Origin of the sequence: Mixta mediterraneensis (assembly GCF_030283135.1) — a bacterium.
In the GTDB taxonomy this organism is placed as follows: domain Bacteria; phylum Pseudomonadota; class Gammaproteobacteria; order Enterobacterales; family Enterobacteriaceae; genus Pantoea; species Pantoea mediterraneensis.
Map to the genome: position 1 here is coordinate 119,274 of NZ_JASUAZ010000007.1, position 20,738 is coordinate 140,011.

Sequence of the window (20,738 nt, forward strand, 5' to 3'; positions counted from 1 at the left end):
TCGTCGAATCCACATGAGCTATCAGGTACTTGCGCGAAAATGGCGTCCCCAGGCTTTTGCTGACGTAGTCGGTCAGGAACATGTTCTGACGGCGCTGGCGAATGGATTGTCTCTGGGACGAATCCATCATGCTTATCTCTTCTCCGGCACGCGCGGGGTAGGGAAAACCACTATTGCTCGTCTGCTGGCCAAAGGGCTTAACTGCGAAACCGGCATTACCGCTACGCCGTGCGGACAGTGCGACAACTGCCGTGAGATTGAACAAGGCCGTTTCGTTGATCTGATTGAGATCGATGCGGCTTCGCGTACCAAAGTGGAAGATACGCGCGATCTGCTTGATAACGTGCAATACGCGCCCGCACGAGGTCGATTCAAAGTCTATTTGATTGATGAAGTGCATATGTTGTCGCGCCACAGCTTTAATGCCCTCTTGAAAACGCTGGAAGAACCGCCGTCGCACGTCAAATTCCTGCTGGCAACCACCGATCCGCAAAAACTGCCGGTGACCATTCTTTCTCGCTGTTTACAATTCCATCTCAAAGCGCTGGATGTCGATCAAATCCGCCAGCAGCTTGAGTACGTCTTACAGCAGGAGCAGATTCAGAGCGAATCGCGAGCACTGCAACTTTTGGCACGCGCCGCGGATGGCAGTATGCGCGATGCGTTAAGTCTGACCGATCAGGCCATCGCGATGGGGCAGGGTGCGGTCAGTAGCGCAACCGTTAGCGCCATGCTGGGCACGCTGGATGATGAACAGCCGCTGGGCCTGATCGAAGCGGTGGTGGATGGTAACGGTGAACAGGTGATGGCGTTGCTCAGTCAGGCCGCATCACGCGGCGTGGAATGGGAAGCCCTGTTGGTTGAAATGCTGCGTTTGCTACACCGTATTGCGATGGTGCAACTGCTGCCAACCTCCTTAAATGATGATGAAGAGAGCAATGCATTACGGTTGCGCGAATTAGCGCGTGTAGTCCCGCCCACGGATGTGCAGCTTTATTACCAAACGCTGTTAATGGGGCGCAAAGAACTGCCCATGGCGCCCGATCGCCGCATGGGGGTTGAAATGACGCTGCTGCGTGCGCTCGCGTTTCATCCAAAAGCGCAGGTAGCTGAGCCATTAGCACGTCCGGCGTTACTGCAGCAACTCGCCGCTACGCAGCCGCAAACGGCCCAGGCACAACCAAACATTGCGCAGCCACAAGCGGCACAACCGCAAATGGCCCCTCCCGATGATGCGGCATCCGTTACTCAGCATCATGAAACATCGCCTGTGGCTGCACCGGATCCTTCGTTACCCAGTTCCACCAGTCAGCTGTTGCAGGCGCGCACGCAGCTGCTGCGCCGGGGAGCGAACAAACTAAAAAAGAGTGAGCCGGCGGCGCCTGGAGCGCGGCCGGCCAACTCCGCGCTGGAGCGGCTGGCCTCGGTTACCGAGCGTAGCCAACAGCGCATTCGCGATAACGCATCCACGACGCCGGTAAAAAAAGAAGCCTACCGCTGGAAAGCGCAAACCCAGCCAGTGAATACCCCCGAACCAGTGGCGACGCCAAAAGCCTTGCGTTCTGCGCTAGAGCATGAGAAAACCCCTGAGCTGGCGGCACGGCTGGCGGAAGAGGCGCAACAGCGCGACGCCTGGGCCGCCGAAATTGCGGCGCTGCAGCTACCAAAACTGGTGCAGCAGCTGGCGTTAAACGCCTGGAAAGAAACCACGGCCAACGGCATATGTTTGCACCTGCGTTCCAGCCAGCGACATCTGAATTCGTCCGCCGCGCAACAGGCATTAAGTGCAGCATTAAGTCAGGCCGCCGGGCTGGCAGTTGAACTGTCGGTCATTGAAGATGATAATTCGACGGTGTTGACGCCACTGGAGTGGCGTCAGGCCATTTATGAAGAGAAGCTGGCGCAGGCGCGCCAGTCGATCACTAGTGATACTCATATTCAGACGCTGCGTCGCTTTTTTGACGCTGATCTGGATGAAGAGAGTATCCGACCCGTTTGATCACGCTGCCGCTGTCCGGGAGATAGCGTTGTGGCCACAGCTGAGAGAGAAAACTATGTTTGGTAAAGGCGGATTGGGCAACCTGATGAAGCAGGCCCAGCAAATGCAGGACAAAATGGCCAAAGTTCAGGAAGAGATCGCCGCACTGGAAGTCACCGGTGAATCAGGTGCAGGTCTGGTGAAGGTGACGATCAACGGCGCGCACAACTGCCGTCGTGTGGAAGTCGATCCAAGCCTGTTGGAAGACGACAAAGAGATGCTGGAAGATCTTATCGCTGCGGCTTTCAACGATGCAGCACGCCGCATTGATGAAACGCAGAAAGAAAAAATGGCAGACGTCTCTTCCGGCATGCAACTGCCGCCTGGCTTTAAGATGCCGTTCTGATGCAAACCAGTCCACTGCTTGAATCTTTGATGGAATCGCTGCGCTGTTTGCCTGGCGTTGGGCCGAAATCGGCACAGCGTATGGCTTTTCAGCTATTGCAGCGCGATCGCAGCGGTGGCATGCGGCTGGCGCAGGCATTGACGCGGGCAATGTCGGAAATCGGTCATTGTGCTGATTGCCGTACTTTCACTGAACAGGAAATCTGTACGATTTGCGCCAATCCCCGGCGTCAGCAAAATGGTCTGATCTGCGTAGTAGAAAGCCCGGCAGATATTCATGCCATTGAGCAAACCGGGCAGTTCGCTGGTCGCTACTTTGTACTGATGGGCCATCTTTCGCCGCTTGATGGCATTGGCCCGGCCGATATTGGTCTGGATCGGCTTGAACAGCGTCTGGAAAAAGAAACCATTCAGGAAGTAATCCTCGCCACCAATCCAACCGTGGAAGGCGAAGCAACCGCTAACTACATCGCTGAGCTGTGCGGGCAGTATGGTGTTGATGCCAGCCGCATTGCACATGGTGTACCGGTGGGGGGCGAGCTTGAAATGGTGGATGGCACCACGCTGTCGCATTCGCTGGCCGGTCGTCACAAGATTAAATTTTAAACGCTTGCCGGTGTTATCTCTGACACCGGCTTGAAATTTTCGCTCCCATCCCCACATCTTCCTCAACGTTTGTTCAACCTGTTTTGTTGAGGTAGCAATGACCATGAAAGGACAAGAGACACGTGGTTTTCAATCGGAAGTAAAACAACTTCTGCACTTGATGATCCATTCTCTCTATTCAAACAAAGAGATTTTTCTGCGTGAGCTGATTTCCAATGCCTCGGATGCGGCAGATAAGCTGCGTTTTCGTGCGCTGTCTGATGCCAGCTTATATGAAGGCGATGGCGATTTGCGCGTGCGTCTCTCTGTTGATAAGGACAACCGCACCATCACGCTAAGCGATAACGGCATTGGGATGCGCCGTGACGAGGTGATCGAGAATCTCGGTACTATTGCGAAATCCGGTACTAAAGCGTTTCTGGAGTCGCTGGGTTCCGACCAGGTCAAAGACAGCCAGCTGATTGGTCAGTTTGGTGTCGGTTTCTACTCAGCGTTTATCGTCGCGGACAAAGTTTCCGTGCGTACCCGCGCGGCGGGTGCATCAGCCGACGAAGGAGTATTCTGGGAATCGGCGGGCGAGGGTGACTACACTATCGCAGACATCACTAAAGACGATCGCGGCACTGAAATTACGCTGCACCTGCGTGAAGGCGAAGATGAGTTTCTTGATGCCTGGCGCGTGCGCAATATCATCGGTAAATATTCCGACCATATTGCACTGCCAGTGGAAATCGAAAGCAAAGACGAAGAAAACGACACCACTCATTGGGAAAAGATCAACAAAGCCCAGGCGCTGTGGACGCGTAATAAAGCTGACATCAGTGATGAAGAGTACACCGAGTTTTATAAGCACATTGCGCATGACTTCAGCGATCCGGCCATCTGGAGCCATAACCGCGTAGAAGGTAAGCAGGAATACACCAGCTTGCTTTATATCCCGGCGCGCGCCCCGTTTGATATGTGGAACCGCGACCATAAACACGGTCTGAAACTGTACGTGCAGCGTGTATTCATCATGGATGATGCTGAGCAGTTTATGCCGAATTACCTACGCTTCGTGCGGGGACTGATTGATTCCAACGATCTGCCGCTTAACGTATCGCGTGAAATTTTGCAGGATAGCCGCGTGACCCAAAGCCTGCGTGGTGCGCTGACCCGGCGTGCACTGCAAATGCTGGAAAAACTGGCGAAGGATGACAGCGATAAATATCAAACTTTCTGGAAAGAGTTTGGTCTGGTGCTGAAAGAGGGCCCGGCGGAAGATCATGCCAACCAGCAAACTATCGCCAAATTGCTCCGTTTCGCAACGACGCAAAGCGAAGGTGCAGAACAGACTATTTCGCTGGAAGACTATGTCAGCCGTATGGTTGAAGGTCAGGAGAAGATTTATTACATCACCGCCGACAGCTATGCCGCCGCGAAGAGCAGCCCGCATCTGGAACTGTTCCGCAAAAAAGGCATTGAAGTTTTACTGCTGTCTGATCGCATTGACGAATGGATGATGAGCTATCTGACCGAGTTCGACGGACATGCTTTCCAGTCGGTGAGCAAAGCGGATGAGTCGCTGAGCAAGCTGGCAGATGAAGAGACCGAAGAGCAGAAAGAAGCTGAAAAGGCGCTGGAACCGTTCGTTGAGCGGGTGAAAACGCTGCTGGGCGAACGCGTGAAAGAGGTGCGTTTAACGCATCGTCTGACCGATACGCCAGCGATTGTCACCACCGACGCGAATGAAATGACCACGCAGATGGCGAAGCTGTTTGCGGCGGCGGGTCAGGAAGTGCCGGAAGTGAAGTACATCTTTGAACTCAACCCGGATCACCAACTGGTGAAACGTGTTGCTGATACGCCGGACGAAGCGCGTTTCGGCGAATGGGTCGAATTGTTGCTGGATCAGGCGCTGCTGGCTGAGCGTGGCACGCTGGATGATCCGAACCAGTTTATCCGTCGCATGAATCAGCTGCTGACGGCCTAAAAAAAAGCCGGTGACAAGGTTCACCGGCTTTTTTTATGGCTGCGCCGCTTCGCGTAGCCAGTGGCGAAACAGGCTTATCTCCGCGTTGTGTCGCCGACTCTCTTTGGTCATCATCCAGGTTGCGCGCGCAACCTGGACAAAACCAATGGGTGCTATCAACGTGCCATCCTCCAGCTCCTGACGAACCAGCAAACGCGGCGCCATGATTACGCCCAGCCCATTACGTGCCGCCTGAATACCTAACGTCAGATTCTCAAAATGCTTACCCGCAAGAAAATTTCCTCGCACCCCGGCGCTGCTTGCCCACTCTGACCAGGCGTGCAGGCGGGTGTCAGCATGCAGCAGCGGTAACTCCACCAGGTCATGTACATTGCGAAAACGCTGCGCGAAGTGCGGCGAACACAGTGGGCCAATATAATCTTCGCTTACCAGCGTGGCATCAATATCGCCATCCGGGGGCCGTTCGTAGCTGAGAATTAACACATCGATATGTTCACTGCGTAGCTGATCGATTTCTGCCAGCGCCTGAAACTGAACTTCGATTTCAGGATGGCGCTGATAAAAGGTGGCAATACGCGGGATCAGCCATTGCGACAAAAAACTGGGTGAACATGACACGTTTAAATGGTGACGCATCCCGGTACGAATGCTTTCACTGGTAGTGTGCAACTCACTGAAGGCTTTCTGACAGCTGATAAGTAAGCGTTCACCGTGTGAGGTTAATTTGACGCGCCCATGAGTACGGATAAATAACGGTTTGCCCATCCAGTTTTCAAGCTGGCGTATTTGGTGGCTGATGGCGCTGTGTGTGACGTGCAGGTGTTCGGCCGCCAGACTAAAGCTGCTGTTTAAAGCTGCCTGGTGAAAATAGTGCAGCGCTCTCAGCGGTGGTAGTCCGGTCATACTCAGCCCCTGTGTAAAAACCTAACAGGGATTGTCAGTTTATATCATTTTAAAGTCTAGTCGCATTGGCCTACCCTTCTGAGCAAATTTTGGCGGGTTGACCGATAAGTTTGTTTGTGCCTTTATTCGGCTTTGCTCCGCCTGGCTTAGGACGAGTCGCTTGCCATCACACCGCAATTATTATGAGAAAAAAATACGATGGCTCCCTTATCTTCTTCATCTGAAAGTACTTCAGAGGCACGAGATAGGTTGCGTCTCATATTGTCACGACTGTACAAGCTGGAACATTTTGATCTGTTCTTCACACCATCGTTACATGTGGCGCGCGTCCTGCTCTCTCAACTTTTTTTACGTCAGGAACAGGCACGCAATCAGACACGTTATGCTTCTCATTATCCTGTCACCGAACTTAACGTACTGCCCGCGATACCGCTGATGGCGGGTAACATTACGCTGGTGCCGCATATTGATGTGCCACAGGGTATGGTGCGATCCTTAAGCGATTGCCAGCAGCGGGGCGTTACCGACGCCAGCGAAAGCTTCGCCAGCATGTTGCACCATCGGTTGATAAATGAAGCACAGCTGTTTGTTACACGCCTTGATCGTCATGCTGAGCTGGGCAATGAGCTGGTGCTGGTGGCGTTACGCACGCAGGATTTCAGCACGCTGGTGCGCAGCGAATTACGCCTGTTCGAACACGGCCTGACGCTGGGAACAGCCATTCAAAATACGCTCAAACGTCTGGATGAAGATGACTGGCGACCCTATAACACGGCCATTATTGATACTATCTCGCTTACTTCACCGGTCATGCTAAATTCCAGCCACCAGCCCGGCTTACCGTTTGCCAGTTTTACCTTACCGGCCTCGCTGCTGGCCACGCTAAAAAGTTCAGAAGAACTGGTGATATGGCCGAACCACGAGAGTTTACAGATTAACGCGAATGTACGTGGTGGCGGCAAAAAAAGCATTAACGTCACGCATGATGTCAGTAAGCAGCTACAAAACTTGTTTGCCGCTGGCCACAAATCCGAAAAGGGCGTCACCCTGAACCGGCAGACTGGTATCTGACCAGAAAGCCAGTAAAGTAGCCGCAACAGGATCCGTGCCTTCCTTGTGATGCGCGGATCATAATGGTATGTTCTTCGCCTTCTCAGATTGATCAATGCGATTCGCAAGGGGATTTACGCAATGCGTATTATTCTGCTCGGTGCTCCGGGCGCAGGTAAGGGGACTCAGGCCCAATTCATCATGGAGAAATATGGCATTCCGCAAATCTCCACCGGCGACATGTTACGTGCTGCAGTGAAAGCAGGTTCTGATCTTGGTAACCAGGCGAAAGCCATTATGGATGCGGGCAAGCTGGTTACCGATGAGTTAGTTATTGCGCTGGTAAAAGAACGTATCGCGCAGGACGACTGCAAAAAAGGTTTCCTGTTAGACGGTTTTCCACGCACCATTCCTCAGGCAGATGCGATGAAGGAAGCCGGGATTAACGTGGATTACGTGCTGGAATTCGCCGTACCGGATGAACTGATCGTTGAACGTATTGTGGGTCGTCGCGTTCATGCGCCGTCTGGCCGCGTCTATCACGTCACCTTCAACCCGCCAAAAGTGGAAGGTAAAGACGACGTGACCGGGGAAGATCTGACCACCCGTAAAGACGATCAGGAAGAAACCGTGCGCAAGCGCCTGGTGGAATACCATCAGATGACCGCGCCACTGATTGCTTACTACAGCAAAGAAGCCAAAGCGGGCAACACCGCCTATCGCAAAATTGACGGTACGCGTAGCGTATCTGAAGTAAGCGCAGAACTGGCCGACATCCTCGGTTAAGCGCGTTGGGGCTGGTTTAACTGGCCCCTCTTGCAGTAATCGCTGTTACCACTTCTTATTTCCGCTACAATTTCCCTCGTTTTCACGCACCCCCGTCGTCAGCAAGGAATAACAATGAGGCAAGATAAGCCCGGCGTGTTACTGGTAAATTTAGGTACGCCAGACGCCCCAACCACACCTGCAGTTAAACGTTATTTGAAACAGTTCCTGAGCGATCCGCGCGTAGTCGATACACCGCGCTGGCTTTGGTGGCCGATTCTCACTGGCGTTGTTTTGCCGTTCCGATCGCCGCGCGTCTCAAAACTGTATGCATCGGTCTGGATGGAAGGCGGCTCGCCGCTGATGGTTTATAGCCAGCGTCAGCGAGATGCGCTCGCCGCGCAACTTGATATGCCGGTAGCGTTGGGTATGAGCTACGGTAATCCCAGCCTGAAAAGCGCGGTTGACAGCCTGATGGCGCAAGGCGTCACACGCTTGATCGTTCTGCCGCTTTATCCGCAATTCTCTTGCTCCACCGTTGCTGCGGTGTGGGATGGCTTAACGGCTGTATTCAAAAATTACCGCTCGCTGCCGGATGTTGAATTTATTCGCGATTATGCCGATCATCCGGCTTATATTGCGGCGCTGAAAGCCTCGGTCGAACGCGCTTTTGCTAAGCACGGGCAGCCAGATTTGCTGGTCATGTCTTATCACGGCATTCCACAGCGCTTTGCCGATGAAGGCGATGATTATCCGCAGCGTTGTGCCGATACTACCGCCGCTCTGACAAAAGCGCTCGGGCTGCGCAACGATCAAGTTAAGCTGACCTTCCAGTCACGTTTTGGTCGCGAACCCTGGTTAACGCCGTACACTGACGAAACCATGCAAGGTCTGCCAGCCAAAGGCGTGAAGCATGTGCAGGTGATGAGTCCGGGCTTTTCCGCTGATTGTCTGGAAACGCTGGAAGAGATCAGTGAGCAGAACCGTGAGTTCTTTATGCATGCCGGCGGTGAGAAATTTGAGTACATCCCGGCTTTAAATGATGATGAAGCGCATATCGACATGATGGTGCAACTGATTACCGCACGCCGCTAAAGCACAGGCAGAGAATGTGGTATCATTCTCTGCCTGTTTTTCCCCTACGGCAGCCTCCATGAAATTCCCTGGCAAACGCAAATCCAAACACTATTTTCCCGTAAGCGCACGCGATCCCTTATTGCAGCCGACTCAGCATGAAGTTGAGGAGGGCTGCTGGGTAGTGGGTATCGATCAGACCCTGGTCGATATTGAAGCCAAAGTAGATGACACCTTTCTGGCGCGCTACGGTTTAAGCGCCGGCCATTCATCAGTGATCGAGGATGCTGTTGCTGAGGCGCTGTATACAGAGCTGATGCGTGACGCGTTGATCAGTCATCAGTTTGCAGGCGGCACTATCGGCAATACGCTGCATAACTACTCGGTGCTGGCCGATGATCGCTCAGTCTTGCTGGGCGTGATGTGCAATAACATTCAGATTGGTGGCTACGCTTATCGTTATTTGTGCAATACCTCCAGCCGCATGGATCTCAACTATCTGCAGGGAATTGATGGCGCAATCGGTCGCTGCTTTACACTGATTAGCGAGCAGGGAGAGCGCACCTTCGCCATCAGTCCAGGGCAGATGAACCAGTTGCAGCCTGCCAGCATCCCTGAAGAGGTGATTGCAGGGGCCTCGGCGCTGGTGCTGACATCGTATCTGGTGCGCTGCCACGACAGCGAGCCGATGCCGCAGGCTACGCTCAAGGCGATTGAATACGCCAAACGACACAACGTGCCGGTGGTGCTGACGCTGGGGACGAAACATGTGATTGGCGCCAATCCGCCGTTCTGGCGCGATTTCTTACGCGATCACGTTTCAATTGTCGCCATGAATGAAGAAGAAGCGTTCGCGCTGACCGGTGAAGCGGATCCACTGTTAGCTGCCAATATGGCACTGAATTGGGTGGATGTGGTGCTGTGTACCGCCGGTCCGACCGGCTTATACATGGCAGGCTACACTGAAGACGAATTCAAGCGCATAACTAATCATCCACTATTGCCGGGGGCGATTGCAGAATTTAACCAGTATGAATTCAGTCGGGTGATGCGCCAGCAAGACTGCCAGCAACCGTTGCGTATTTTTTCCCATATTGCACCTTACATGGGCGGTCCGGAGAAAATTATGAATACCAACGGGGCAGGAGATGGCGCACTGGCCGCGTTGCTGCATGACATCACCGCAAACAATTATCACCGCCTGAAAGTGCCGAACTCCAGTAAACACGCCCGGCCTTATCTGACTTACTCTTCGCTGGCCCAGGTGTGTAAATACGCCAACCGCGTAAGTTATCAGGTGCTAAATCAGCATTCACCGCGCCTGATGCGTGGCTTGCCAGAGCGAGAAGACAGCCTGGAAGAGTCTTATTGGGATCGATAACGTTGTGCGAGCCTTTCCTTCTCCCGAAGCGGGAGAAGGGAAAGTGCAGGGGCCGCTTTGGTGCAAAAGCGGGCTACGGCGTGCCTTAACCCGCCAGATCCTGGCGATCCTGCGCCATTTCTTCTGCCAGCATATGCAACATGCTATTGGCGATCTCACGTTCCCCCATCACCACGCGCGTAGCACCACGCTCTAAGATGTAGTCTACTTCGTCGTCATAATGCGCCCGTGCGATAATCTCAATGCTTTTGTGCCTTTCGCGTGCCGCCGCAATAATTTCACCTGCTTCATAGCCATTGGGAATGGTCAACAGCAGCCAGCGAGCACAATCCAGACGCGCCAGCTCCATGGTATCGGCCCGGGCGGCATTGCCCAGCACGGTTTTAATTCCTTTTTCACGCAACGCTTCAACCCGGGGACGAGAATTCTCCACCACTACCATCGGCACATTGGCTTCCAGCAGTTTCTGACCAATCAAACTGCCCACGCGGCCATAGCCAACAATGACCGCATGATTATATATGTCCACCGGGATCTGTTTCTCATCCTCAATGGCTTCTTCCAGCGTCTGTTCTTCTATGGTCTCGGTTTTCGCCAGATACCGCTCAAGCAGCGTAAACAGAATCGGGTTGAGCATAATGGAAAGAATCGCTGCGGCGAGCACCAGATTGCGTCCTTCCGCGCTCAGCAGGCCCAAAGAGATGCCCAGGCCTGCAAGAATAAACGCAAACTCGCCAATCTGCGCCAGGCTAACGGAAATGGTTAAGGCGGTGCGACGTGAATGACCGAGCAGCGATACCAGCAGCCAGGCGGCGACGGATTTACCCACCACGATAATCACCAGGGCGCCAAGCACCGCTAATGGCTGCGTTAGCAGAATCATCGGATCAAACAGCATGCCGACTGAGACAAAAAACAGCACGGCAAAGGCATCGCGCAGCGGCAAGGTATCGTGTGCGGCGCGGTGGCTCAGTTCAGATTCGTTGAGCACCATCCCGGCAAAAAATGCGCCAAGGGCAAAAGACACGTCAAAGAATTCAACGGCACCGAAAGCGATGCCCAGCGCCAGCGACAACACCGCCAGCGTAAAAAGTTCACGCGAACCGGTGGCGGCGCTTCTGGCAAGGATCCACGGCACCGCACGGCGCCCAACCACCATCATTAACACCATAAACGCCGCGACTTTGCCGATGGTCAGCAGCAGATCCCAGACCAGCAACCCCGCGCTGGCGTTGCCCTGTTCCAGCATTCCGGCAATTGCGGGCAACAGGACCAGCGTCAGTACCATCACCAGATCTTCGACAATTAACCAGCCAATCGCAATTTGACCGCGCCGACTATCAATAAGTTGACGTTCTTCTAACGCGCGCAGCAACACCACGGTACTGGCGGTAGAAAGACACAGGCCAAATACCAGACCGGTCATCCATGACCAGTCCATCGCCCACGACAAGCCCATACCTAATAACGTTGCCACCGCAATTTGCGCGATGGCGCCGGGTATGGCGATCGATTTTACCGACATCAAATCTTTTAAGGAGAAGTGCAGGCCGACGCCAAACATCAGCAAAATCACACCTAATTCAGCCAGTTCGGGCGCCAGATTGGTATCGGCTACAAAGCCGGGCGTAAACGGACCGGCCAGCACGCCCGCGAGCAGATAGCCCACTAACGGTGATATTCGCAGGCGGTTTGCCAGCATGCCAAGGAGAAAAGCCAGAACCAATGCCCCGACAATGGTAGTGATCAACGGTGTGGTGTGATGCATGGTTGTCTCCTTGTATGCAAATGTATCCGCTTGTAACAACTGAGTTTAATGCAACCCGCAGCCGTTCGCTGAATAATTTATGGGTTTAAGGTAAAAAAGTGATTAATTAAGATGAAAGCGCAATCTAACGCCTGTTTTAACGCATTATCTCTAATATCGGCCGTAAGCCGGGTTTATAAAGGAAGGGAATGAAAAAATATTCCTGTCGGAAAAGCGATAATTGCGACGATTAACAGGCAGGAAAGGTGTTGTACGTCTCGTTACTGGCTGTCAGCCGTAAATGTAAAAACTATGTGCTGGCACGCAGGCGCTGCCGCGTCCAGACTGCCGGTAAGAAATAAATAACGCATATTCCCCATCGCCCGCCATGTAAACACCCGCCTGGTCGCCCCAGCATAAAGGCAAATATCTGTTAACGCTCGCGCTGTTTCGGCCAGTGAAGATATAACGGGCTGAATGGTTTCTGATCGCGTTTGGCCTTGAGTTAAAGAGAGGAATGTGCGAAACAGAAGGTCGATTTAGCAAGCTAGCCCGCAGATAAACGGGCCAAATGGGTGAATAAGGAGAGTGGCTTTGTTGTTACCACGCTGGTCAGAAAAAGGAATCGCGCTGCTGCTGGCGCTGACACCGATGCTTTCTCAGGCGGCTGTGCCGGATCGCACTTACCGTTTCAGCATCCTTCACACCAACGATGAACACGGCCATTTCTGGTTTAACGATCAGGGCGAATACGGTCTGGCTGCACAAAAGACGTTAATGGATACGCTGCGTTACGACATACAGGCCAAAGGCGGTGGCGCGCTGATCCTGTCTGCCGGTGACGTGAATACTGGTGTGCCTGAATCCGATGAATTAGACGCCGAACCTGATATTCGTGGCATGAACCTGATTGGCTACGATGCCATGACGTTAGGTAAAAACGAATTTGATAAACCACTTGATGTGCTACGCAAGCAGGAGAAATGGGCGAAATTCCCGTTTTTAGCGGCAAATGTTTATCAGAAAAGCAGTGGGCAAAGGATGTTTAAGCCGTGGGCGGTGTTTAAACGTATGGGATTAAAAATTGCCGTGCTCGGTTTGATTACACCAGACACCGCGCGGCTGTCGAATCCGGCGGGTCTGAACGACATCGAATTCCGCGATCCCATTAGCGAAGCCCAAAAAGCGGTGGCTGAACTGCGTGCCAGTGAAAAGCCCGATGTGATCGTCGCACTGACGCACCTTGGCTACTACGCCGATGGCAAGCACGGCAGCAACGCGCCTGGCGATGTGACGCTGGCGCGTAGCCTGCCGAAAGGCACGATTGATATGATTGTGGGCGGTCATTCACATGATGCAGTGTGCATGGAAAAAGAGAATGTCAGCGTCAAAAATTATCAGCCGGGCCAGCCCTGCCAGCCCGATAAACAAAACGGGGTCTGGATTATGCAGGCCGATAAATGGGGCAAATATGTGGGTCGCGGCGACTTTACCTATCGAAATGGTGAGATCTCGCTAGAGTCGTATCAACTGGTGTCGGTGAATCTTAAGCATAAAATTAAGAATATGGATGGCAGCGAAACCTGGCTGACCTGGCAGGAAGCGATCCCGAAAAACACCGCCATGATGAAGCTGTTGATGCCGTACCAGAAACGCGCAGAGACGAAGCTGAAGATTAATGTGGGCAGCGCTGAAGGCGTATTCGAGGGTGAAAACGAAAAAGTGCGCTTTGAACAAACCAATCTTGGGCAGCTTATTTTGCGGGCGCAGATGGCGCATACTCACGCCGATTTTGCCGTGATGAGCGGCGGAGGCATTCGCACTTCTCTGAAGCCGGGCAAGCTGACCTGGCGTGATTTGTTGCAGGTGCAGCCGTTTGGTAATCAGGTGGTGTCGGTCCCCCTGACTGGGGCTGAGATTAAAAAGTACCTGGCGGTGGTTGCCAACCTCAAACCTGATTCTGGTGGCTTTGCCCAGTTTGCTAATGTGAGTCTGGTTGCTGACGGCAGCACGGTAAGTGATGTGCAGATTAACGGCCAGCCGATCGATGATAAACAAACCTATCGCATGGCAACTAACAGCTTTAATGCGGCTGGCGGCGATGGCTATCCGCGTCTGGATAACCATGCCGGTTATGTGAATAGCGGCGATGTCGATGCGCAAGTCTTACGCGCGTGGATTAACGCACATTCACCGATCAAAGCCAGCGATTACATGCCGGAAGATGAGATTATTCATTTAACGGAGTCGCAGATTAAAGCACGCGACAAAGCGGCGGAAAAGTCACGTAAACGCAGCTATCCAAAGATGATCCTGGCGTGGATTTGGTCGTAAGGACGGGTCAACGTATTGAACTTAAGGAGGCGTAAGCGCCTCCTTTTTAGCGGGCTTCGCAAGATTTACGCACTATCCAGCGCTGACGTAGCTTATCCCATAGCCAGTTGTAACCAAGGGTATAGGGCAGAAAAAACAGGAAAAATGCCACCTCCACCAGAAACGCCTGTAACAGCGTAATGCTTAGCATCCACGCGGCAATCGGTAAACCAATCAGGATAAATCCGCCCTCAAAACCCAGCGCATGTAGGGCACGTAAGGAGAAATGGCGAGTCTGATCGGGCGGATAAAGGCGGTCAAAGCCGCTGTTATAGACCATGTTCCACAGCATAGCGACGCTCGACAGCATTATTGCCAGCGTGCCCATTTGAAACAGCGGCTTTTCCATTACCCAGGCGGCAAGCGGCGATACCGTAAGGATCGCTAAAATCTCAAATCCAGCGGCATGTAAAAAACGTTCTTTCATTGAGCGGGTACGCATAATGATCTCCTCTTAATTAGCCGTGCAGCTTCTCACGAAAAAATGCCAGGATAAAATGAATAACTATCGATAAAAGCGATGGATAAAATGCGATATTCCCCCGAATCTCTTGAAGCTTTTGTGCAAACCGTGAACAGCGGATCGTTTTCTGCTGCTGCGCGTATCCTAGGTAAAAGTCAGTCAACAATCAGTACGGCGGTGGCGAATCTGGAGGACGATCTCGGTTTTATGCTGTTTGATCGCAGCGGCAGGCAGCCGCTGCTTACCGAACAAGGACGGCGGACGTTACCGCAGGTGCAGCAGATTTTGGCCGCCAGTGAACGTCTGGATACGCTGGCGGTGCAGCTGGCGCAAGGCGTTGAGCCTCGTCTGAGTTTTGCCGTATCTGATTTTTGGCAAACCGATCATCATGAACAACTTCTCAGGCAGTTTGATGCACGTTACCCGGAGATTGAGCTGGAATGCATGATGGCGGAAGACGAAGATGTGCTCGATCTGTTACAAACTGGCCGGGTGCATTTAGGCGTGGTTCGCACCCAGCCACGCTTGCCTGCGGATATTGCGATGGCACGTTTACAGGTTGAAGCGCAGATGGCGATTTACCTGCATCGCGATCATCCTCTGGCGCAACAAGCCACTCTTCGCGAAAGCCAGCTAGAAGAAGTGCGTCATTTGCGCCTGAACACCTGGGTTGATCAGCGTGAGACGCTGCCGCTGGGGCGTGTATGGTCGGCACCCAATTATCTTTTATTACTGGAAATGGCTGAGCAGGGGTTTGGCTGGAGTATTTTACCGCGCTGGCTGGTAAACCAGTTTGGTCATGGGGTTTTACAAGAGCTACCTTTAGCGGGTTGGCCGCAACATATTGCGATAGAAGTGATCTGGTCGCGGCGCAATCCGCCAGGACCCGCCGGACGCTGGATGATCGATCAACTCTGCGCTCAGCCGCGCGTTTAGTCGCGGCGAGCAATATCGGCGAGCGGCGCATCCAACAGACGAGAAAGATCCTGCGGAGCTAACTCAATGTCTAAACCCCGTCGGCCGCCAGAGATAAACAGGGTGGCAAATTCAGCGGCTGAATGATCGATCACCGTTGGCAGACGCTTTTTTTGGCCTAACGGGCTGATCCCCCCCACCAAATAGCCGGTAATGCGCTGTGCCATTTGCGGATCGGCCATATCGGCTTTTTTTGCCTTGAACGCTTTAGCGACCTTCTTTAAATCAAGCTGGCTGGCAACCGGTGTGACCGCAACCGCCAGCTGTTTTGCATCACCGTTTAACGCCACCAGCAGCGTTTTGTAAACCTGTTGTGCATTTAGATTGAGTTTTCGGACCGCCTCATCACCAAAATGCGTTTCCTGGCTGTCGTGATCATAAGGATGCAATGTAAAGCTGACGTTTTGTTTTTCAAGTAGTTTTACTGCGGGTGTCATAGCTGTACCTGTTTTGCTGAGGTGATCACCATAATCTTATGGCAAAAAATAGTGAATAAAGATGGCGAAAGTTTGTTCTTTGGGTGAAAATTGGCCCCGCGCCAGCAACGCAATTGCTGAGCGATAACCAAAATCATAAACAAATTCCTCTTTGACGGGCCGATAAAACTATCGGCTCTCTTTTTTTATAAAATCTTAAGCAGATCCGGCAAATTATCCTCGCCGTAGAGATGCAACGCGCCCACGGCGACAATGTATTCCCCGGCAGGCAGAGCCTGTAACGTGCTGCGCCACTGGGTATTACGCTGGCTGATTAACGTGTCGTTAAGCGCCTGACTAAAGGTGGTCGGCAGGGCAATGTGTGACTGACGCGGCGGCGCATCCAGCCACCAGCTCACCATCATCTGTAGCAGCCGTGCATTGGTGTGCCAGTGCATTAACGTATCCTGCAGCAACATCATGCCATCGTCCGGCAGCGTTTTTAGCAGCGCAATCTGCGTCTCCGCGCCTTCCAGTTCAATTATCGGCTTCTGCCAGTTTTTTGCTGCCTGTAAGAGCTGATAATCGATGCCGTAATCGGGTCGAAGCCCTAATCGTTGAGCCTGCTGCGCCTGTAACATTAGCGCTATTTGCCAGGCGGGTAGGGTGTCAAAGACGCTGACAGTAAGATTAAGTTCGTTACACAGAGCGTCAAGCTTTGCCAGAGCGTCAGTATCAATACGTTCGGCTAAGGGCGCGCGCTCACCGCTGTTTTCAAAAGGCGAGCCGCCCTGAGTAATATCCGCCTCGACAATCAGCGCATCAGCCTGTTGCAGCTGGCGTAGTAAACGATCGGGCAACGGCTGCATATCGCGGGTGCCCATATGAATACTGCCTACCAGATGCAGTGTGCGATTGCCAAGCCGCACATCGATGGCAGGCCAACGATAGCTGACGGGAAACAGTCGGCTCATTAATCTGCGCAAAGTATGCCAAGCGCTACCTGTCATTCCCTGTCCTTAATTCGCTTAAAACGCCATGCTAGCGATTTCAGAACGTGAAAAATAGCGTTGTAGTGGCGATTACTGACGCGGCGGATGATAACGCAACAGTCGGTTAGCATTGCTTACCACGGTAATGGATGACAGTGCCATTGCTGCGCCCGCCACAATGGGGCTTAGCAACGTGCCGGTCAGCGGATAAAGCACTCCCGCCGCGACCGGAATACCGATGCTGTTATAAACAAACGCACCGAATAAATTCTGCCGAATATTGCGTAAGGTCGCAGAGGAGAGGGCTAAGGCATCAGCAACGCTGTTTAAATCGGCACGCATTAAGGTAATGGCCGCGGTTTCCACGGCGACATCGCTGCCGCCACCCATCGCAATACCCACATCGGCCTGTGCCAGCGCAGGGGCATCGTTAATGCCATCGCCGACCATTGCCACTACGCGGCCCTGCTGCTGCATTTTTGCTATCGCATCGGCTTTGCCTTCTGGTAATACCCCGGCAATCACTTCGTCAATTCCAGCTTCAGCGGCAATAACGCGCGCGGTTTTTTCATGATCGCCTGTCAACATAACCAGCCGATAACCGGCTTGATGCAGCCGCTGGAGAGCCGCGTGGCTTTCGTCACGTAACTGATCACGCAAGCCAATTAAGCCCGTCAGTTTGTCATCCTGCGCCAGTAAAACGGGCGTTGCGCCTTGCTGTGTCAACCGATCGATGTCGGCCTGTACAGACGGGCAATCAATGCCTTGCTCGTGCATTAGCATCGCATTGCCCAACAGCATTTTTTTGCCGTCGAGTAGGCCGCTGACGCCTTTACCGCGTAGGGTACGAAACTGCTCTACCTCCGATTGTTTTGCCTCACCCGCTGCTGCGACAATCGCCTTCGCCAGTGGATGGCTGGCTGACTGCTCAAGTGCGGCGGCGGCCTGCAAAACAGCCTGACGGTCAGCAGGACCGAGGGGGATAACGTCAGTTACCTGTGGCGTACCGGCGGTTAACGTACCGGTTTTATCGAATACCAGCGTGTCGATTTTACTGGCGCGTTGAAGCGCATCGGCATCACGCACCAGTATGCCCAGTTCCGCAGCGCGACCCACACCGGCAATAATTGACATTGGCGTCGCTAAACCCAGGGCGCAGGGGCAGGCGATAATCAATACCGTGGTCGCAATCACCAGCGTGTAGGCAATTTGCGGTTGTGGCCCAAACAAATACCAGAGCAGCCCGCTAATAACGGCAATAGCAACAACGACCGGGACAAAGACAGCTGAAATCCGATCGGCTAAACGACCAACGTCTGGCTTACTGCTTTGCGCCTGACGAACCAGACGAATAATGCGCGACAGTGTGGTGTGATTGCCGGTCGCGCTGGTAACGAAGCGCACCGCGCCATCTTGCAGCAGCGTACCGGCAAAAATCGTATCGCCCGCAGATTTGCTTTGTGGCACGGCTTCGCCGGTCAGCATGGCTTCGTCTAACCAGGCTTCGCCGTCCTGAATTTCGCCATCAACCGGTACGCGATCGCCGGTAACTAATCGCAGTATCATGCCTGGTTGCACTGCGCTAACGGGCAGTAATTTTTCGCCATCATCGGTGATGACGCGTGTCTGGTCCGGCGTTAAATCGAGCAGGCGCTCAAGCGCTTTCGATGAACGCTGACGCGCTCGCTGTTCCAGCGCATGGCCAAGATTTATCAGGCCGATAATCATTACGCTGGCTTCAAAGTAGAGGTGGCGTGCCTGCATCGGGAAAAAATCCGGCCACAGCACTACGCTGAAGGAGTAGATCCACGCAGCGGCTGTGCCAAGCGCGACCAACGTATCCATTGTGGCGCTGCCGTTCATCAGGCTGCGCCAGGCACTACGATAAAAATGGTTGCCGGTAACGATCATCACCAGCAGCGTAACAATACCCAGCGTCAGCCAGAGCGTATGGTTATTCCCGGTCAACATCATATTGTCACCGAGCATGCCCCAAAGCATCAGCGGGATGCCAAACAGCAGCGCAACCGCAGCTTGCCAGCTGAAACGGCGCATGGCTTTACGGGCGCTGCTTTGTTGTTTCTTGCGGCGTTCCTGCTCGTCTTCTATGATCTGCGCGCCATAACCGGCACCATCAACTGCGGCGACCAGCTGTTGTGGTTCGACGTTACCCAGCACCAGCGCGCTGCGTTCACCTAAATTGACGCGCGCCTGGCTCACTCCCTCTACCTGTTGCAGCGCTTTCTCAACCCGACTGACGCAGCTGGCGCAACTCATGCCATCAATTAACAGAAAATGGGCCGGCAACGTTTTTTCTGCCGGTTGAGAAGTAAATTCCGTTGTCAGCGCCTCCGGCAGCGGCTCTGCTGCTGTCAACGGCTCAGACTTTGGGTGGCTGTTATCTGCTTTCAGACTGGCGTGATAGCCCGCTTGCTCAACCGTCGCAATCAGTTCAGCGGCCTCAGCATCGCCCACAATTTGCGCTTCCTGCTGGGTAACTTCTGCCTGTTCGACATCGCTACGCTGTTCCAGCGCCTCTTTCACGCGCTTGACGCAATGACCGCAAGACAATCCGTCCAGCGTCAGGGAAATGGTCTGTGACATATTCAACTCCTCGTTTCATGCTATTTGACCGTGTGGTCATTTTCGATGAGTGTTAAAGGTTAGACCTTCCATCAAGGGGAAGGTCAAGCATTTAACTGGCTGGCTGCTGGAGGCTTTCCGCACACCTGTTAAAAAACGTAAGAATAGCGATGAAATGCAAACAGGGCGGCGAGAGTGCGAAGGAAAACGCATTCGGCGGAAGCTTGCAAGGTTGGCAGATGCGTTAACATTGGGGGCAGCGCAATGAATATACATTACGGCGAACCGGGTAAAGGGTTTCGCATTGGGCATACCCGGTTCCTCTGAGTAATTACATCGGGCTTACCAGACGGAGGCAGCGCGGGATAGCAATACCCGTTCGCAACTCGTTTCATCGCAGGGCGGGAACAATATTGCACTGCAACGAACGACCACTCCGCTATATCGGAAGCCAGGAGCTGTATTCACGCTGCACCTGCTGTTTACAAGGCATAGTGGGCTACAATCCTTTTTAGTCGTATGTCTACCTTGCGCTCACTTAAGCGTGGCAAATCGGGAGATTTCAGGAGACATTCAGCAGGTAAATAATTAAACGGGCATAGCGCCTTTATGGGTTGCGTCATTCAGTTACCCGCCTTCGGGAGGGGAGGGGAAAGAGAAAATGAATATCAGCGATGTAGCGAAAACAACCGGGCTTACCAGCAAAGCAATTCGATTTTATGAAGAGAAGGGCATTGTCACACCACCGTTGCGCAGTGAGAACGGGTACCGTAGCTACAATCCGCATCACGTCGAAGAGCTGAATTTATTGCGCCAGGCGCGTCAGGTGGGCTTTACGCTTGACGAGTGCCGCGAACTGGTCACGTTATTCAACGATCCCGCACGTCATAGCGCGGATGTGAAAGCGCGCACGTTGCAAAAGGCAGACGAAATTGCGGTGCACATTGAAGAACTCCACGCCATGCGTGCACGTTTATTAGCGCTGGCAGAAGCCTGTCCGGGCGATGACGGCGCCGAATGCCCCATCATTAATAACCTGGCGGGTTGCTGTCATC

The 20,738-nt window shown here is 53.3% G+C and carries 17 protein-coding genes and 1 other annotated feature; of the genes, 11 read left to right on the forward strand and 6 right to left on the reverse strand.

Going from position 1 to position 20,738, the window contains the following annotated elements:
• Window positions 1-13: 13 nt before the first annotated feature.
• The 4 genes from dnaX to htpG all read left to right on the forward strand — a co-directional run bounded on the left by dnaX (window position 14) and on the right by htpG (window position 4,961).
• Entirely contained in the window at window positions 14-1,999 is a 1,986-nt protein-coding gene (gene dnaX, locus QRY16_RS07225; RefSeq protein WP_289776129.1) for a DNA polymerase III subunit gamma/tau, read from the forward strand.
• Window positions 1,341-1,402, forward strand: a sequence feature (DnaX frameshifting element). It overlaps the preceding gene by 62 nt.
• Window positions 2,000-2,054: 55 nt before the next feature.
• Window positions 2,055-2,384, forward strand: a complete 330-nt coding sequence (locus QRY16_RS07230) for a YbaB/EbfC family nucleoid-associated protein (RefSeq protein ID WP_193403935.1) — start codon at window positions 2,055-2,057, stop codon at window positions 2,382-2,384.
• Entirely contained in the window at window positions 2,384-2,989 is a 606-nt protein-coding gene (recR, locus tag QRY16_RS07235) for a recombination mediator RecR (protein ID WP_193403556.1), read from the forward strand. The genes QRY16_RS07230 and recR overlap by 1 nt, the downstream gene beginning before the upstream one ends.
• A gap of 103 nt (window positions 2,990-3,092) precedes the next feature.
• Entirely contained in the window at window positions 3,093-4,961 is a 1,869-nt protein-coding gene (htpG, locus tag QRY16_RS07240) for a molecular chaperone HtpG (RefSeq protein WP_289776130.1), read from the forward strand.
• 33 nt (window positions 4,962-4,994) lie between these two features.
• Here htpG and QRY16_RS07245 read toward each other — a convergent pair whose 3' ends face one another.
• Complete coding sequence (locus QRY16_RS07245) at window positions 4,995-5,864, reverse strand: LysR substrate-binding domain-containing protein (RefSeq protein ID WP_289776131.1); 870 nt, start codon at window positions 5,862-5,864, stop codon at window positions 4,995-4,997.
• A 198-nt stretch (window positions 5,865-6,062) separates the two neighbouring features.
• Here QRY16_RS07245 and QRY16_RS07250 point away from each other — a divergent pair, with 198 nt between their 5' ends.
• The 4 genes from QRY16_RS07250 to QRY16_RS07265 all read left to right on the forward strand — a co-directional run bounded on the left by QRY16_RS07250 (window position 6,063) and on the right by QRY16_RS07265 (window position 10,134).
• The gene (locus tag QRY16_RS07250; protein ID WP_289776132.1) at window positions 6,063-6,935 is read left to right on the forward strand and encodes a DUF6024 family protein; all 873 of its coding nucleotides are present in this window, start codon (window positions 6,063-6,065) and stop codon (window positions 6,933-6,935) included.
• Window positions 6,936-7,055: 120 nt separating this feature from the next.
• Complete coding sequence (gene adk, locus QRY16_RS07255; RefSeq protein WP_193403552.1) at window positions 7,056-7,700, forward strand: adenylate kinase; 645 nt, start codon at window positions 7,056-7,058, stop codon at window positions 7,698-7,700.
• Between the two features lie 114 nt (window positions 7,701-7,814).
• Window positions 7,815-8,774: a ferrochelatase gene (gene hemH / locus QRY16_RS07260; protein WP_193403551.1), complete on the forward strand. Its 960-nt coding sequence runs from the start codon at window positions 7,815-7,817 to the stop codon at window positions 8,772-8,774.
• A gap of 58 nt (window positions 8,775-8,832) precedes the next feature.
• The gene (locus tag QRY16_RS07265) at window positions 8,833-10,134 is read left to right on the forward strand and encodes an inosine/guanosine kinase (protein WP_289776133.1); all 1,302 of its coding nucleotides are present in this window, start codon (window positions 8,833-8,835) and stop codon (window positions 10,132-10,134) included.
• Between the two features lie 85 nt (window positions 10,135-10,219).
• Here the strand turns inward: QRY16_RS07265 and ybaL are convergent, their stop codons facing one another.
• Complete coding sequence (ybaL, locus tag QRY16_RS07270) at window positions 10,220-11,902, reverse strand: YbaL family putative K(+) efflux transporter (protein WP_289776134.1); 1,683 nt, start codon at window positions 11,900-11,902, stop codon at window positions 10,220-10,222.
• Window positions 11,903-12,532: 630 nt separating this feature from the next.
• On the opposite strand from ybaL, the gene ushA reads away from it, so the two are divergent.
• Window positions 12,533-14,215 (forward strand): bifunctional UDP-sugar hydrolase/5'-nucleotidase UshA, encoded by a 1,683-nt coding sequence (ushA, locus tag QRY16_RS07275; RefSeq protein WP_419776116.1) that lies wholly within the window; start codon window positions 12,533-12,535, stop codon window positions 14,213-14,215.
• Window positions 14,216-14,261: 46 nt separating this feature from the next.
• On the opposite strand, the gene QRY16_RS07280 is transcribed toward ushA, so the two are convergent.
• On the reverse strand, window positions 14,262-14,696 hold the full coding sequence (locus QRY16_RS07280) for a multidrug/biocide efflux PACE transporter (RefSeq protein ID WP_289776136.1): 435 nt from the start codon (window positions 14,694-14,696) through the stop codon (window positions 14,262-14,264).
• Between the two features lie 87 nt (window positions 14,697-14,783).
• Here QRY16_RS07280 and QRY16_RS07285 point away from each other — a divergent pair, with 87 nt between their 5' ends.
• Complete coding sequence (locus tag QRY16_RS07285; protein ID WP_193403544.1) at window positions 14,784-15,653, forward strand: LysR family transcriptional regulator; 870 nt, start codon at window positions 14,784-14,786, stop codon at window positions 15,651-15,653.
• Here the strand turns inward: QRY16_RS07285 and ybaK are convergent.
• The 3 genes from ybaK to copA form a co-directional block, all read right to left on the reverse strand.
• The gene (gene ybaK, locus QRY16_RS07290) at window positions 15,650-16,129 is read right to left on the reverse strand and encodes a Cys-tRNA(Pro)/Cys-tRNA(Cys) deacylase YbaK (RefSeq protein ID WP_193403543.1); all 480 of its coding nucleotides are present in this window, start codon (window positions 16,127-16,129) and stop codon (window positions 15,650-15,652) included. The genes QRY16_RS07285 and ybaK overlap by 4 nt on opposite strands.
• 185 nt (window positions 16,130-16,314) lie before the next feature.
• Window positions 16,315-17,118: a TraB/GumN family protein gene (locus tag QRY16_RS07295; protein ID WP_289776137.1), complete on the reverse strand. Its 804-nt coding sequence runs from the start codon at window positions 17,116-17,118 to the stop codon at window positions 16,315-16,317.
• A 72-nt stretch (window positions 17,119-17,190) separates the two neighbouring features.
• A complete protein-coding gene (gene copA, locus QRY16_RS07300; RefSeq protein ID WP_289776138.1) occupies window positions 17,191-19,704 on the reverse strand; it encodes a copper-exporting P-type ATPase CopA in 2,514 nt (837 codons plus the stop codon).
• A 640-nt stretch (window positions 19,705-20,344) separates the two neighbouring features.
• On the opposite strand from copA, the gene cueR reads away from it, so the two are divergent.
• Window positions 20,345-20,738, forward strand: a 394-nt coding sequence (gene cueR / locus QRY16_RS07305; RefSeq protein WP_289776139.1) for a Cu(I)-responsive transcriptional regulator, incomplete at its 3' end; no start/stop codon positions are given.